We start from the raw sequence: 14,806 nt of genomic DNA, 5'->3' as shown, positions 1-14,806 counted from the left end.
TGAAAAACACCCCAACATCATTGAGGTGTTATTATGTCTAATTAAACCTTCTGTCCATTTTTAGTGTCCCAGTTTAGACTTTAAAATCTCTCTATTTTTTGTTACTTTTATCTAAAAAAGATAACTTTCTTTCCTGATTCTTAAAAATTCTAACTAAATTATCTCTGTGCATTATAACTATTAGTAGTGCCGCTGCTATAAAGAAAATTCCACTAGTTCATTGATAATTATAAAGTGAAGTGCTTGTATGTTTACTATAGTCAGCAAGTCATTTCATATTAGTTGCTCAAGAAAGATCTGAACTTAAAAATCAATGAGCAAACATAATTACAGGTGTCATTAAAAGAGCCGACACAATACTTGCTAATGAAACATATTTTTTTCAGAATAATACTGCAAAGAATATAACTGCAGCAATTGGTAAAAGTGCAATGTTGATTGAAATTAATAAACCAATTGACGTAGCAACTCCTTTTCCACCCCTGAAATGAAAGAAAATAGGGAAACAATGCCCAACAACAACTCCTAAACCACATAAAATTGGAAATACATATAAGCTCATATTTAAACTATTTTTATTGATAGCCTTGCACAGTCCATACGCAATTGAAACCATTAAAATTGTTTTAAAAATATCTATTAATAAAATGTATAGTCCTGCTTTTTTTCCTAGTACTCTAGAGGAATTAGTTGCTCCTGCATTTTTTGAATGAAGCTCTCTAACATCTTTTTTAACAATTTTTCCTCATATAATTGAAGTGTTTAAGGAACCTACAATGTATCCAAAAATGAATAATAAAATATTAAACAAAATTGAATTGCTAAGTTGAATCGCTGTCATTGCCCCTCCTAATTAATTGAATATACTTCGTTAGCTAATTTATATTAAATTATAATTAATTTAATATATTATAATTAATATTATGAATAAAAAATTTAAAGTAGAAATCGTACAATTACCAGAAAAAGTACTTAGAAAAAAATCACAAGATGTACCTCTTCCATTAACAGATGAGGATATTGAATTAGCTGAGAAAATGATTTATCACATTGATGATTCGCAAAAAGATGGTTCTGAATTTAGAGCTGGAGTTGGTGTAGCAGCAGTTCAATATGGTGTTCTTAAAAATGTCTTTTATGTATTTATACAAGATGAATTAGGTAACACAATTTATAAAGATGTTTTATTTAACCCTGTTATTATTGCTAAAAGCGATAAGAAAATTGCACTTTCTGAAGGCGAGGGTTGCTTAAGTGTTTCTGAAGATTGACCAGACCAAGAAGGATATGTTTATAGATCTGAAAAAATAACAGTCAGAGCTTACAGCTATTTTGCTAGAGAATTCCAAAACTTAACAGTTGACGGATATTTAGCAATAGTATTTCAACACGAATTAGACCACTTAAACGGAATGTTATTTATCGATAGAATTGCTAAGAAAAACCCTTGAAAGAAACTACCTAAAGCTAAATTCTTGTAATTTAACTAACTAAAAAAAATAGAAAGGGAAATATGCTTACATTTTTTGAAACTCAAGCATCATCAAGTAGTGAGTCATCGAACGCAATGGATAAGTTATATGACTTCTTTGCGAATTTGATGTCGTCTAAAATTTCAGACCCAACTATTTGAATGCCTATTTTAATTGTTACACTTGTTTTATTTTCATTTGTAACAGGTTGATTCTTAAGATGAAAATGAACTATTTTCAAAACAGTTTCAATAGTTATCACAATTATTATTTCTGTTATTTTATCAGCAGCTCTTAAAGCTGCATTTGAGAAAAAAGCACAAGAAGATCAAAAATTTGAATCTGCATATGAAATTCTTACATTTGCAATAACATTCATTTCTTTAGGAGTTTACTGAGGTATTAGAGGATTTTTATGATTAATAATCGGAATCATTCATTTAGCAACAATAAAGAAAAGAAAAGAGAAAAATAAGAAAAGATCTAAACTCTCTAGAGCAGGTTTCGGTGGTTTATGAGGAATTACAAACGTAATTCTTACCTTACCCGGTTCATTATTACTTGCTAACGTAATTTCAACAATGGCGCCCAGCTCAAATAAAGCAAATAAAGCCACAGAACTTGGTGTTAAAATCATGACTGGTGGTAAAGGTTCATCTGTAACAAACTTGGCTTCAGGGATTTTCTCAATGGTTCAATTATTTGTTGACTCAGAATTACATGATTTAGCAATTAAATTTATCAAGGATCCGAATTCATTATCTAAAGATGATATTGAAAAATTACTTAAAAACTCAAACACTATTGCAGCTATGTTAGAAAATGAAAAATTTGTTGATATAGTTGCTAAAAACATTCCTACATTATTAGATGAAAAATCTAAAAATGAAATCAAAAACAATAGAGAACTTGAAGCTTACATTACAAAATATAAAGCTCAATTTATTGCAGCAAATCCTGGTTCAACATTGAACTCAAGCGAACAAAATAAAGCAGACTTTACAAAATTTGTTGTTGATAAAATCAATGAAGAATTACAACAAAATTCAATTACATTAATTCCAGAAGAAGTTAAAAATGTCTTCGGAATGCTAGGGTTAGCAGCGGCTAGATCAGATAGTTCACAAGAGCAAAACTTATCAAAAATTGTTGATGCGATTTTAAAAATTAACCCAACAATCTCTGAAAAAACAAACACAGCAGATTTAGCTTTAGGAATTTTAGGAAACCTTAAAAATTCTGTTTTAAGAGATCTTAATAAACAAGAAACAACTGAAACCTTAGACAACACAGATAATCAACCAAATACAGAAAATCCACAACCAGATGCAAATATGTCAACAGGAGCAAGTGAGTAATTATGAATAATCAAGAACAACAAAATCAAAATCCAGTTTCAGTTCAAAACTCATCTGGTTCAACTGGTGTTTATGCGAATCAAACACAAGTTCAAAATGTTGCCACAAACGAAGTTACTAATGTAAATCCAAAAAGCATAGTTCCTGAAAATATTCTTAAATTATTTAAAAGAGAGAAAAAACTAGCATTATTTTCTTTCTCGATATGATTTTCTATTTTCTGTCTTTGTATAGTTGCTACAATTATTAATTATTTTGTTAATACATTTAAATCGCAACCACCTCATACACAAGGTATTGCTTGATACATCGGAATAAGCATTGTGTTCTTAATTTCATTAAGTTTATGAATTAAAGCTTTAACAAGACGTAAGTCATGAATTAAAACTGAAGAAATAACAAAAAACAGTTACATTAATGGAACACAAATGAATGGTGTTCTTATTGCTGAAGCATACAGAGCAATTACACTCAAAATGCTTCGTTTAAGTTGAATTTATGCTTTCTTCTTAACATATACTGGATTGTTCATTGCTGTAGTTTGCTTACTTTACTTTACATCTCCTTGAGAAGTAAATATAGGTCAAGAAGGTTCATCAATTTACATTAACTCAAAAGTTGAATGAACCGACATTTTAGATAATGCTTTTGGAAGTACTAAAAATATGCTCATTATTTTAGGAACTACAATAGCAGCTAGTGCGATTGTATTTACCGTTCTTAGAATTTACGATAGAAAAAGACAAGCTGAAATTAAATTAGCAATCTTAAACAACCCTGAAGAAGTTGTTGCTAAAACAAATACAGATAGAAGATTAGAGAATAAAGCTTGAATTAAAGCTTACATTATTGTTTTCATCTTAGTTGTATTATTACCTTTAACAGTATTCTTATACTTAATTTGAAAAGGTGTGATTAAAAGAGGTAAAAAATAATGAAACTTCTTGTAATAATTGAAGATAAATTTAATGACATAGAATTAAACACAACTTTATCTGTTTTAGTCGCTTCAGGCAAACTAGAATCAATTACTTATTATTCTCCAAACTTAAAAGAAGCTTCAGGACAATTTAATATTGTTAAAATAACAAACATTGTTAATTCAGTTAATTTAAATGAATTTGATTTAATGTTCGTGCCTGGTGGTAGAGGTTGTCAAACACTTAGACAAAATCAGCAGTCATTAGAATTAATTAACAAATTCTTTAATGACCTTAACAAACCTCTTGCAGCTATTTGTGATGCACCAAACGTTTTAGCTGAATTTAATATAATCAAAGACCAAAAATACGTTTCATTCTTTTCTGAATGAAGTAAACCATTCTGAAAAGATGGAAAAATCATTAACTTTAACAATTGAAAACAATCTCCATTCACTAATATAGACAGGAACCTTATTACAGCGTCAAATGCAACTGCTTCGTTAGATTTTGGGTTCGCTATATTAGAATACTTTTATGGCGAAGACTTCTCTGATACTGTACGTTCAAATATGACATTTGGAAAGCTTACACAAATATAATCAAAATTACCTACACAATATTTGTGTAGGTTTTTTGTTAAAAGAAACAACCAAAATTGGTTGTTGATTTAATTATTAAGCACGGTGTGAATGTCTTACTGTTGTTTTTTGTGTTGTAAATTTATCGTGTAATGTAAATCCTAATTGGATTGAGAATAGTGTTAATGAAATTGATTGTCATACTAATCCACCGATAGCTGATGTGATTGAGAGCCCTTTAATTTCATTAATAAGAATTAATAAGATTCAGTAAACTATTCAAATAATGTTGTTTACAACATATAAAACATACATTCAGTATGAAACACCTTGTCATTGTTTTGTTTTAAACGATGTTATTAACTGAGGTAAGAAAGCAAATGTAGTAAATGCCGGGAAAATAAATCCCATAGCAGTTGAAATTGAATCATGTAATTTTCCAATTATATACGGATCTTTTTGACTACCAGCTCTACCATAATCAATAATGTAAAATACAGTAAATATTCCAGCAATAATTCATGTAGCTAAAACAGCAAGATATCCTTGTAATTTTTGTTTATTAGTAAATTCTTTTTTGTAGTAGTAAAGTAAACCTGTCATAATTCCGTTTACAAGTATACCCACTCCATCTGCGACCATAACAGTTATGAATTTTTCATTATTCTTATCTGTTGCACCTCAAATTACTCAAAGTAAAATCCCAATATGGAAAATTCAGAATGACACAAAGTTAACAGGTCCTGTCTTTTTATCTTTAAGAATTTTCAATAATTGAGGAATACTTAATGAGATAACAGTAATTGCACAAATTCATTTGATAATTCCAAATGCAGTTTCTAATGCAGTTAACATAGTATTCCTTTCTAATATAAATTTTGTCCTTTAATATGATGTATATTTTATATTATTTTTTATTTTAAATAAATTAAAATAAAAAAGCACAAAAATTACTTTTGTACCTATGTATATGTGTTAAAAGTTTTCTGAAATGAATTGTCCAATTGTGTTTGTGTCATTATCACCAATAACAAAGTTAGCAGCTGATTTTGCTTCAATTGTTGCATTCCCCATAGCTACACCTACGTGTGCTTCAGAAAGCATATGAACATCATTTCCACTATCACCAAATGCTACAACTTGATAATCTTTTAATTGTTCTAATTCAACAATTTTCATAATTCCAGCTCACTTAGAAATATTTTTAGGGTTAATATCTGTGTAAACTGAGTTTGTTAAGTAAACTTCACAATCGAAATCTTTTAAACTACTCATAATGTTTTCTGTAGCTTCTTTAGCATTGTGTTCTTGGTTTCTCATAGCCATTTGAGTTATTTTTGTTTCAGGATTACTGATTGCTTCTTTTACTTCTTCAATTGTAGCTTCATTAAAAATGTTCATATTTTTAACTTGCTGTGGTGACATTCATTTTGGATAAGTTCCATTAGGTAAAATTGAACCATTATAGTTATTTCCATCAACCGAAAGAACTAAATCATATTTAAGTGCATGTGCGTGAACTGTATCTAACATTTCTTTTGATAATTCACCTAATGTGTATGTTGTATTAGTTTTCATATTATGAACTAACGCACCATTTGAACACACTAAATAATCAACAAATTTGAATGTGTCGTGATTTAATGCAAGCATCTTAACTAAACCACGACCTGTTGCAATAACAATTTTATTTCCTTTAGCTTGCTCTTGAAGTAAAACTTCTTTTGTTGAAGGGTGAATTGTTTCGCTTTTTGTAAATAATGTACCATCTAAATCGAATGCAAATATTTTTGTCTGCTGCATAATTTTATTCTCCTTGTTCTTTGTATGGAATTACATGAATGTGTGTGTGGAACACAACTTGTCCTGCTTCTTTACCTGTGTTGATTAATATTTTAAAACCTGGAATGTTGTTATCTATAACTCTTTGCTTAGCTAACATTCTAGCAACTTTCATAGCGTGTAAGAAAGTTGCTTCATCGTGTTCTAAAATATTAGATTTATGCTCTTTAGGAATAACTAAGAAATGCCCTTCTTGTTGTGGAAATGCATCTAAAATCGCAATAACAACATTATCTTCATAGATGATGTTTGAAGGAATTTCTCTTTTAATTATTTTTGTAAAGATTGAATCATTCATTATTCAAGACCTGCTGTTTTATCTTTAAGTTCATCAATAGATGAAATTTTGTAACCCATTTTAATGTAAGCTGCTTTTGCATTTTTGTATAAGTTTTCATCACTGATCGAAATGAAGATAGCTAATTTATCTAATGAATCTTTGTAAACTGTTTGATCGAATGATAAAACTGTTTTTTCTTCTTTTGTTCCATTTTCATTTGTATCAACTGTAATTTTTTTAGCAACCGGAACAATTTTAGCAAAGTAAGCTACTTCAACTTTTTTACCATCTTTTGAAACAGGAATTGCTTCAGCTAATTGTCCATTCTCATCAACTGAAACTAATTTACCATTTGTTAAGTTATAGAAACCAACTAAATTTTCAGGTGATGTTGCTTTTAATAATTCATCGACAGTGTAGTCTGATTTGTAAGGGTTAGATTTAATACCTTGGTATCCACCCATTGTAGCTTCAAATTCAGCTTTAGCAGGAACATTATTGAAAATTAAATCTGCTGTTGCAATGTTTTGAGCTTCTTTAGAATTCTTTAATAAGTTATTGTAATCTAAAACGTGTTTAATAACTTTATTAGCATCTGTATACATTTCATTTACATTGTCATTTGTGTAACTTCATAATTGAACTGTTTTATTTGAGATAACATATTTAATTAAGTTAAATTGCTTGTTATCGTATTTTTTACCATATAAACTAAATGAACTTGGATCGATTTTTTCTAATGCAACAACATCTGAAATAAAGAAGTAGTTTTTAACTAAAAGAAGTTTATTAACTGTGAAAGCCACATTTGTATTTTCGTTGTTGTATAAGATTTGGAATTGTTCATTTGTTAAGTTAATGTTGTAAACATCTCTATATAAAGAGTTCAATGCAGCTAATTCAGTTTCATTGAAAATTCCGTTTGATTTTCACTTGTTTAATTGAGTGGCTAAATATAAGTTATTCTTTTGTGATTCTGTAGCTAAAAATCCTTTGTAAGCAATCAGAGCTTCATTAAAGAATTTTTCATTTGAGAGTAAGTTTGTATCTTTTTCAACTTTGTATTGGTCTTGTAAAACTGATTTTAATCATAAGTTTTCTGCAATAGTTGAAACTGCAGGTTTATCAAATAAAATGATTTGTTTATTTTTTTCTTCTGTGTTTTTATCGACTCCACATGAAAGTGCAACTAATGGTGTGAAAGCAACTGGTGCTAAATATAAAGATTTTTTAAATATATTCTTCATTATTTGCTCCCTTCATTTTTTTCGAAGATTGAATAAACTAAGTCATTAATAACTTCGATAGCTTTTTTATCGCTATATACATTATCGTTATGGTTGTAAACTATTTTTGTAAGACCTTTATCAACTATAAAGTTGTAACTGTTTCCATAGTTTAATTGTTTTTGAATGAACTCACTTACTGATGTTAATACTGAAATTAATTTGCTTGTGTCTTCCCCACTTTTTACACTAGCAGCTTTTGCTTGCAAACTTGTTACATCAGCATCTGTATAGTTTGCTCCTGTAGTTGTATTTGTTTTTGTTTTAAGTTCTGCAACAAATTTTTCATCGCTTAAAGCTAATGAAATAATTTGTGAACTTGATAAGTTATTTGAAATTTGTGCAGGTGTGTTGAAATATGAAACATTTCCTAAAGCTAAGTTTTTAGCATCCTCAGCAATAAATTGTTTGAATTTATCTAATTCTGTAATTTGTGAATATCTTACAATTTGCACATTACTATCTGTAATTATCATAAATGCATCTTTCATATCTGATAATTTAAACACATAAGGAATTAATGGATTATTTGTTGTTTGTGCATCTTGCACTTTTGAAAACATATAGTCAGCAATAACTTTGTTAATTGTGTTAAATCTTGATGGTTCAAATTTTAAGTCTTCTAACTTCTTATCGATTTGAACATCGTAATCTTTAACAATTTTTGCTGCTTCATCAAAGTTTGTAGCTGATGTTAAATCAGGTTGCTCTAGAATGTTTAAAGCACCTTTGATTGCGTCAATTAATTCTTTTAATGAGAATTCAGGTAAGTTATTTTGTTCGTTAGCAAAAATTGAAGTTGCATTTACACCTAATGCAAGATCTAAATCTTTAGTAAATAAGTTGATGTTTGATGTTAAACCTGGTGTTGCTAATTTTTCAACATCAGAATTTGTGATTGATGATAAGAAGTTTTTATATTTTTGAACTCTACTTACAAATTCTTCTTTAGTTTCATTTTCTTTTTGGAATGCATATTCTTCTGCTTTATTAAATTTTGTTAATGATGCAACGTTTGATTCTGCAATAAATGAATCAGCTGTTGGAGTTACATTTCATTTTAATAAGTTAAATAATTTAACTTTGTCATCATCAGATGAAATTTTTCATGGATAAACTACATCATTTTTAGAAATGCTTCCTGCTAATTTGTAAACTGTAGGAATGATGATGTTATTTTTGTTGAAGTATTCAGAAATGAAGTTTGCTGGTGATTTGAATTCTGTGATGAATGATTTTGTTGTTAATAAAGTAACTTTTGTTGAATCTGCCGATGGAGCAAAGTAATTAACGTTTTCTTCTAAATATGGGAAAACTTTGTCACCTTTACTGAATAATTTAATTGGTTCACTGTTTTCACCTTTAACTTTGTTTCCGTTTTTATCAAGTTTATAAATATCTTTTGTAGCAGTTCTATTTACAAATGTTCTATCAACAACTTTATATTCTAATTGATATCTACGTGTAGCAATTTCTTCAACTTGTTTGAATAATAAGAAATTTGTTGCATCTGTTTCATTAGCTGAATTTCCGTATTCATCTTTTTTAAGTTCTTCAAAAAATTGTTTTTCTCAATTTTGGAAACCATAAACTTTTTTGAAGTTAACTTTTAAATCTTCAAATTTAGCTTTAATTTGTCTTTTGATTTCATCTAATGATTTAAGTTTGATTGAATTGTTAACTTCTTCATCATTTTGTAATGAACTATTGTAAATGTTTTGATATTGAATTGATGCTTCAACTTCTTGTTCATACATATAGAAAATCGCTTCTCTGTATGTATTTTTGATTTCTTCCGAAACTTCTTGACTTTGTGATTTTATTAAATCTGTTAATTTACCAACTGTTAATGAGTTAAGTTCATTACCTTTTGCATCATTAACAACAAAAGCAGATTTTTCTCCATCAACTGGTTGAATGTAGTTAACCTTTGTAGTTGTAATTGTTAAAGGAATTGTAATAGATGCAATAACTCCAACTGTTAAAGCAGAAAAAATACCGATTAAGGTTTTAGATCTTTTTGATTTATTAGTTGAAGTTTTATGTTTCTTCTCATCGTGTCTATCATTTAACTCAACTAAACGTTCAAAGAATGATTTTTGTCTTTTAGCCATTAATACCTCTTACTTTTATAAAATTTATTTATTATGTAATAATAAATATTGTTTTAATTATATCAAATTTAATTTATTATAATTTCACTATGAAACAAGCAGAAATTAAAAATGTTTTTGAGGAATTAATCAAAATTAGTAAGGAAGAAAAATTCATTTTCTCCCTATTCTCTAGCACTTTAAGTCAAATTAAAGAGAAAAAAGAGTTAACTAAACCAATTCAAATTGTGATTGATGTTTATGCATTTTTGAAATTAAAAAACAAGTTTCCTGAGTTAATTAATATCTCTAATAAAATGAATAAAAACGAGAAATTTCTGCCTATTTTTTCTTTAAATAACACTGATATTATCCTTAATTTACTGATTCAATCAACTGATAATAATGCTAAAAAGATCAATTTAGCTAAGAAAATTGTTGAAAAAGAAAATAACAAACAAAACCAATATTGTCATGAATTAATTGAAGTTCTATTTTCGCAAAACCCAAATACAAGGTTTTTAATTTCTAGAGATAAGGAAGCTAAACTAGTTATTTCTAGAGTTAAAAATCTTAACCCTAACTACTATGATATAGTTGAATTTGATGATTTAAAACTTCCTTATTTTCATATAGAAAATGTTGATTTAGATTAAAAATACCACCTGAAAAGGTGGTATTAAATTATTATTTTTATAAAAAGGTATAAAAAAAGCAGCGGCTCCCTATTTTCACTATAAAGCTATCTTCGGCACTAAAGGGCTTAACTACTGAGTTCGGAATGGATTCAGGTGATCCCCTTTGCTATAACCACTGCATATATTATAGCACTATTAAAATAAAGTCAAGTAAATTTTTTATTTTTTTAATGCTTATTATTTAAATGAAAAAGTTATTTATCGAGTTTTCTTATTTATGAATTTCTCTTTAAATTTCTTAGAATGTATGAGTTTGTGAATAATTAATGTTTGCATAATTGTTCATATTGAACCGAATAATCAATAAACTTGAACACCAGCTGTAAAGATTAAGGTAATTGCTGTGAACACAAGCATCATAATCTTTTGTGTTCTTTCAGATTTCTTAAGTGCTTCAGCTTCTGCGATTGTTGTTTTACGTTTCATTTTCTTTCTATTAAGAAGTCTTGGTAAGAAGCTTGAAAGTAATTGGAACCCAACAACAAGTACTAAAATTCATAAGTAAACTCATTCTCCCTCAAACAATCTCTTATATGATGTTGAGGCGAAGTTAATACCAAGCCATGTTGTTTGTTTGATTTCAGGAATACTTTGAATAACTCTTCACATAGCAAGGAAAATCGGCATAGTAAGCAACATATTTCCAAATTGGTCTAATGGATTTATGTTGTATTTTGTATATAAAGCTTGAATCTCTTGATTTTTCTTAAGTTTCATAGCTTTATTATCTTCTAAACCTTTATATTTAGCTTCAATAGCAGCTTTTTTGTATTTAAGTTCTTCCATTACCGATTGCATTACAGTTGTTCTAAATGTAAATGCAAGTGTAATAAGACGTGAAATAATGATTGCAACTATAATTGAGATAACAGAAGCTCATCCAAGCATATCAGGCATTGATTGACGCATTGATTGCACCAACACTGAAAGTGGATATACTAATAAACCGTAAAATGGTCCATATTTTCAAGCTTCACCTCAAGTTGTAATAGCTTGTAATGGTAAATCACCTCTTAAAGGAAGTGTGTTAATGTTTTCAGAATAAAGAATATTTGTATTGTAGTCATATTTATCAGTTCTATTTAATTTGTATTGATTTTGAACTTGTTCTCTTCTTTCTTTATATTCTTCAGAAGATGAGTTAGGAACTTCTCCATTAAAGAATCCTAATTCATTCATGTATGACTGCATTGTATTTTGATATTCAATAAGCAATTGGTATTGTTCTTGAGTTAAGGTAAATAATGTGTTATTGTGTTCTGAGATATTTTCTTCTTTAACATTTGCTGGAATGTTATCAACTAATTCTTTAATAAATAAAGAAGGTTCTTTACCTAATTTTGCAGCAAATTTAGATCCTTCACCAAATGAATATGTATATAACATTTGGAGAATATCTCTAGCAAACTTATTAGAAACAGATTCGTTTTCTGATGTGTAGTTGTGAATTTTTTGAATACCTGAAATGTATGTAATTTGGTATTCTTTTGCATCAGTAAGAACAGGGATTATTTTATCTACTTCTTGTTTACCATTGACTTCCTTGTATTTTTTTTCTGTTTTGAAAGTCATGTAACTTTGAAGTTTACCTTTATCGTAGTTATTTTTCCCATCTTGTGGGAAAGTGAATGGGAAAATAAAGATATCTGTAGGTTCTTTTACAAAGTTGTAATTTTTATCAGATGCTGTTGCAAATAAATAATTTTTAGCGTCATCTGAACCTGTGTAAATTAATTTGAATTTTTCATCAAATTCGTAACCTGCGTTTTTAAGAATTTCAGAATTAAATGGAATTCTTAAAATAGACATGTATCCACCAGGGATACCATATTCACCCTTATGTGATTTTGTTTGTTCTCTAAGTTTGTTTAATATCTCTTTATCAGTAACAAAAATGTTTGATTCAGTATCAAGTGCTAATCTGTCGTATTCAAATACTTCAGATGTTTTGTTTTCTCCATTTGGATCTTGAAGTGTTACTAAATCTCTTTTTTGATTTGTGCTCTTTAAAGTATTAACTCTAGGTGCTATGTCACCTTTATCTCTATAAAACTCAAGTCCGTTACCTACGTTGTAAGAGTTTTTAATAACAAAGGATTGAACACACCCTGTTACAGTAAGTCCAAAAATTAACACATAGAAAACTATTTTTAATCATTTAAGGATTTTTTTAGTTAACTCTTTACGGTTAGTTTTCGGATCATTACCGTTAGTAAAGTATGAAAAATTTTTTGTGTTTTTCTTCATTATTTAAATTTCTCAAAGAGTTTTGCTATATGTTGTTTTTTGATAGCAAAATCTTCCTTCATAAATTCTTTACGAACAATTAAAACAAAATGATATTTGTGGTGATATAAATTCAACTCATGCATAATTGCTCTTAATTGTCTTTTAAAAAAATTACGACCTACAGCTTTTGCGAATTTTTTTGGAACTGTAATTCCGGCAGCGAAGTTTTTACTTTTCTTGAAATAGATGATTAAATATCTATTTGAAACAAAGTTACCTTGTCTTGCGTTAATTACATCTTCAAATTCTCAATTCTTCTTTAGTCGATATTGTTTTTTCATTGTTTAGAATTATTTATCAGAAACTGTTAATCTTTTTCTACCTTTAGCTCTTCTTCTTGCTAATACTTTTCTACCATTTGCTGTTTTCATTCTAGCTCTAAAACCATGAACCTTAGCATGTTTACGCTTGTTTGGTTGATAAGTTCTTTTACTCATAATTTCCTCCTTATGTGAATAATTTTATATTTTATATAAGCGTGTTTAAATTATAGCAAATGACTAATTTTTTAGCATCTATTTTTTTAGTATCATTTTTTGAATTATTTTGCTTAATTTAAGGGTTAAAAAATCTATTTTCAACATAATAATTTATTAACTCTTTATTAATGTATAATTTAAACAATTTAAATTACGAGGTCAAAATGCTAGATATAAAATATGTTTTAAATAATGAAGAAAAAGTAAGAAAAAACCTACAAAACAGAGGTTTTAAAATTGAAATTTTTGATGAATTTGTTTCATTAGCTAAACAAAGAGGTAGCGTGATGAAACAATCACAAGATAAAAAAAGTGAATTAAACAATCTTTCAAAACAATTTGGTTTATTTAAAAACGATAAAGGTAAATTAGTTGAATTAAAAGCACAAATTGAAGTAGTTAAAAAGGAAGATTTAACTTTATCTAACCAAGAGCAAGAGTTAAATAGCAGAATTAATGAATTAATTTTACAAATCCCTAACGAAACTTTAGAAGAAATCCCTGTTGGAGAAGATGAAAATCAAAATGTAATCATTAAAGAGCATGATAAATTAGGTAGAGGTCTTGTTAAAGATGTGTTACCTCACTATGAAGTTGCTAAAAATTTAGGTATCTTAGATATTGAAAGAGCTGTTAAATTGTCAGGTTCAAGATATGTAATTTATAAAAACAATGGTTCAAAATTAGTTCGTGCATTAATTTCATTTATGTTGGATTTACATACTTCAAAAGGTTATGAAGAATTCACAACACCTGTAATTGTTAAAGATGAAATGTTATATGGAACAGGTCAATTACCTAAATTCAAGGAAGATTTATATAAATTAGAAGGATTAGATGAATATTTAATCCCTACTGCTGAAGTTACATTAACAAACATTTACAATGATGAAATCATCGACTTATCGACTCCTTTTAGAGCTACAGCATATACAGAATGTTTTAGATCTGAAGCAGGAAGCTCAGGTAAAGATACAAAAGGTATCTTAAGACAACATGAATTTAAGAAAATTGAACTTGTAAAAGTTACATCTGCAAAAGATGCTATGGTCGAGTATGAAAAAATGGTTGAAGATGCTAAAGATGTGCTTGAAAAATTACAAATTCCTTATAGAGAATTACTTTTATGTACTGGTGACTTAGGATTTTCTTCAAGAAAAACAATTGACTTAGAATTATGATTACCTTCAGAACAAAGATATAGAGAAACATCTAGTGTAAGTTATATGGGTGATTTCCAAGCTCGTAGAGCTATGATTAGATATAAAAATGATGAAGGTAAAACTGAATATGCTCACACAATGAATGGTTCAGGTTTAGCTGTTGATAGAGTAATTGCAGCTATCTTAGAAAACTACCAAAACCCTGATGGAAGTGTTTCTGTTCCTGAAGTTCTTATACCATATATGGGTGGATTAAAAACATTATAGTAATAAACTGGGACACAAAATATGGACAACGTCGTATTTTGTGTTTTTTATATTAAGGAGTGATTATGAAACAACTAA

15 protein-coding genes and 1 rRNA gene are annotated in these 14,806 nt (G+C 28.2%); 6 read left to right on the top strand and 10 right to left on the bottom strand.

The features are described 5' to 3' along the window. Window positions 1–91: 91 nt before the first annotated feature. Complete coding sequence (gene plsY, locus ACNF36_RS02320; RefSeq protein WP_418303589.1) at window positions 92–841, bottom strand: glycerol-3-phosphate 1-O-acyltransferase PlsY; 750 nt, start codon at window positions 839–841, stop codon at window positions 92–94. A gap of 82 nt (window positions 842–923) precedes the next feature. Between plsY and def the strand changes: the two genes are divergently transcribed. From def to ACNF36_RS02300, 4 genes are read left to right on the top strand one after another with little or no spacing between them, the layout of a single operon-like run. Continuing rightward, complete coding sequence (gene def, locus ACNF36_RS02315) at window positions 924–1,481, top strand: peptide deformylase (protein ID WP_323176770.1); 558 nt, start codon at window positions 924–926, stop codon at window positions 1,479–1,481. 32 nt (window positions 1,482–1,513) lie between these two features. Further along, window positions 1,514–2,830 carry a hypothetical protein gene (locus ACNF36_RS02310; RefSeq protein WP_418303588.1) on the top strand — a complete coding sequence of 439 codons (1,317 nt, stop codon included), beginning with the start codon at window positions 1,514–1,516 and terminating at the stop codon, window positions 2,828–2,830. Between the two features lie 2 nt (window positions 2,831–2,832). After that, a complete protein-coding gene (locus ACNF36_RS02305) occupies window positions 2,833–3,765 on the top strand; it encodes an MSC_0882 family membrane protein (RefSeq protein ID WP_418303587.1) in 933 nt (310 codons plus the stop codon). Beyond that, the gene (locus ACNF36_RS02300) at window positions 3,765–4,352 is read left to right on the top strand and encodes a DJ-1/PfpI family protein (RefSeq protein WP_418303586.1); all 588 of its coding nucleotides are present in this window, start codon (window positions 3,765–3,767) and stop codon (window positions 4,350–4,352) included. Before ACNF36_RS02305 ends, ACNF36_RS02300 begins: the two co-directional genes overlap by 1 nt. Window positions 4,353–4,427: 75 nt before the next feature. On the opposite strand, the gene ACNF36_RS02295 is transcribed toward ACNF36_RS02300, so the two are convergent. From ACNF36_RS02295 to ACNF36_RS02275, 5 genes are all read right to left on the bottom strand, one after another. Next, window positions 4,428–5,186: a PQ-loop domain-containing transporter gene (locus tag ACNF36_RS02295; protein WP_418303585.1), complete on the bottom strand. Its 759-nt coding sequence runs from the start codon at window positions 5,184–5,186 to the stop codon at window positions 4,428–4,430. 120 nt (window positions 5,187–5,306) lie between these two features. Then, window positions 5,307–6,134 (bottom strand): Cof-type HAD-IIB family hydrolase, encoded by an 828-nt coding sequence (locus ACNF36_RS02290; protein WP_418303584.1) that lies wholly within the window; start codon window positions 6,132–6,134, stop codon window positions 5,307–5,309. A gap of 4 nt (window positions 6,135–6,138) precedes the next feature. Further along, on the bottom strand, window positions 6,139–6,471 hold the full coding sequence (hinT, locus tag ACNF36_RS02285; protein WP_418303583.1) for a histidine triad protein HinT: 333 nt from the start codon (window positions 6,469–6,471) through the stop codon (window positions 6,139–6,141). Further along, window positions 6,471–7,700, bottom strand: coding sequence for a HinT-interacting membrane complex lipoprotein P60 (locus ACNF36_RS02280; RefSeq protein WP_418303582.1), 1,230 nt, complete (start codon window positions 7,698–7,700; stop codon window positions 6,471–6,473). The genes hinT and ACNF36_RS02280 overlap by 1 nt, the downstream gene beginning before the upstream one ends. Then, on the bottom strand, window positions 7,700–9,853 hold the full coding sequence (locus tag ACNF36_RS02275; protein WP_418303581.1) for a HinT-interacting membrane complex protein P80: 2,154 nt from the start codon (window positions 9,851–9,853) through the stop codon (window positions 7,700–7,702). Before ACNF36_RS02275 ends, ACNF36_RS02280 begins: the two co-directional genes overlap by 1 nt. A gap of 89 nt (window positions 9,854–9,942) precedes the next feature. Between ACNF36_RS02275 and ACNF36_RS02270 the strand changes: the two genes are divergently transcribed. Further along, complete coding sequence (locus tag ACNF36_RS02270) at window positions 9,943–10,488, top strand: hypothetical protein (protein ID WP_418303580.1); 546 nt, start codon at window positions 9,943–9,945, stop codon at window positions 10,486–10,488. A gap of 56 nt (window positions 10,489–10,544) precedes the next feature. Here ACNF36_RS02270 and rrf read toward each other — a convergent pair. From rrf to rpmH, 4 genes are all read right to left on the bottom strand, one after another. Beyond that, window positions 10,545–10,650 (bottom strand): 5S ribosomal RNA (rrf, locus tag ACNF36_RS02265). A 78-nt stretch (window positions 10,651–10,728) separates the two neighbouring features. Then, window positions 10,729–12,777, bottom strand: coding sequence for a membrane protein insertase YidC (gene yidC / locus ACNF36_RS02260; RefSeq protein ID WP_418303579.1), 2,049 nt, complete (start codon window positions 12,775–12,777; stop codon window positions 10,729–10,731). Further along, complete coding sequence (gene rnpA, locus ACNF36_RS02255) at window positions 12,777–13,100, bottom strand: ribonuclease P protein component (RefSeq protein WP_418303578.1); 324 nt, start codon at window positions 13,098–13,100, stop codon at window positions 12,777–12,779. Before rnpA ends, yidC begins: the two co-directional genes overlap by 1 nt. A 9-nt stretch (window positions 13,101–13,109) precedes the next feature. After that, a complete protein-coding gene (gene rpmH / locus ACNF36_RS02250; RefSeq protein ID WP_257089135.1) occupies window positions 13,110–13,256 on the bottom strand; it encodes a 50S ribosomal protein L34 in 147 nt (48 codons plus the stop codon). A 206-nt stretch (window positions 13,257–13,462) separates the two neighbouring features. On the opposite strand from rpmH, the gene serS reads away from it, so the two are divergent. Then, window positions 13,463–14,728, top strand: coding sequence for a serine--tRNA ligase (gene serS, locus ACNF36_RS02245; RefSeq protein ID WP_418303577.1), 1,266 nt, complete (start codon window positions 13,463–13,465; stop codon window positions 14,726–14,728). The last annotated feature ends 78 nt before the right edge of the window (window positions 14,729–14,806 follow it).

Source organism: Mycoplasma sp. 4463 (assembly GCF_048381515.1).
Classification (GTDB): Bacteria; Bacillota_I; Bacilli_A; order Mycoplasmatales; family Metamycoplasmataceae; genus Mycoplasmopsis.
The sequence above is the reverse complement of the archived record's forward strand: the minus strand, read 5'-3'. Positions and strand labels throughout refer to the sequence as shown.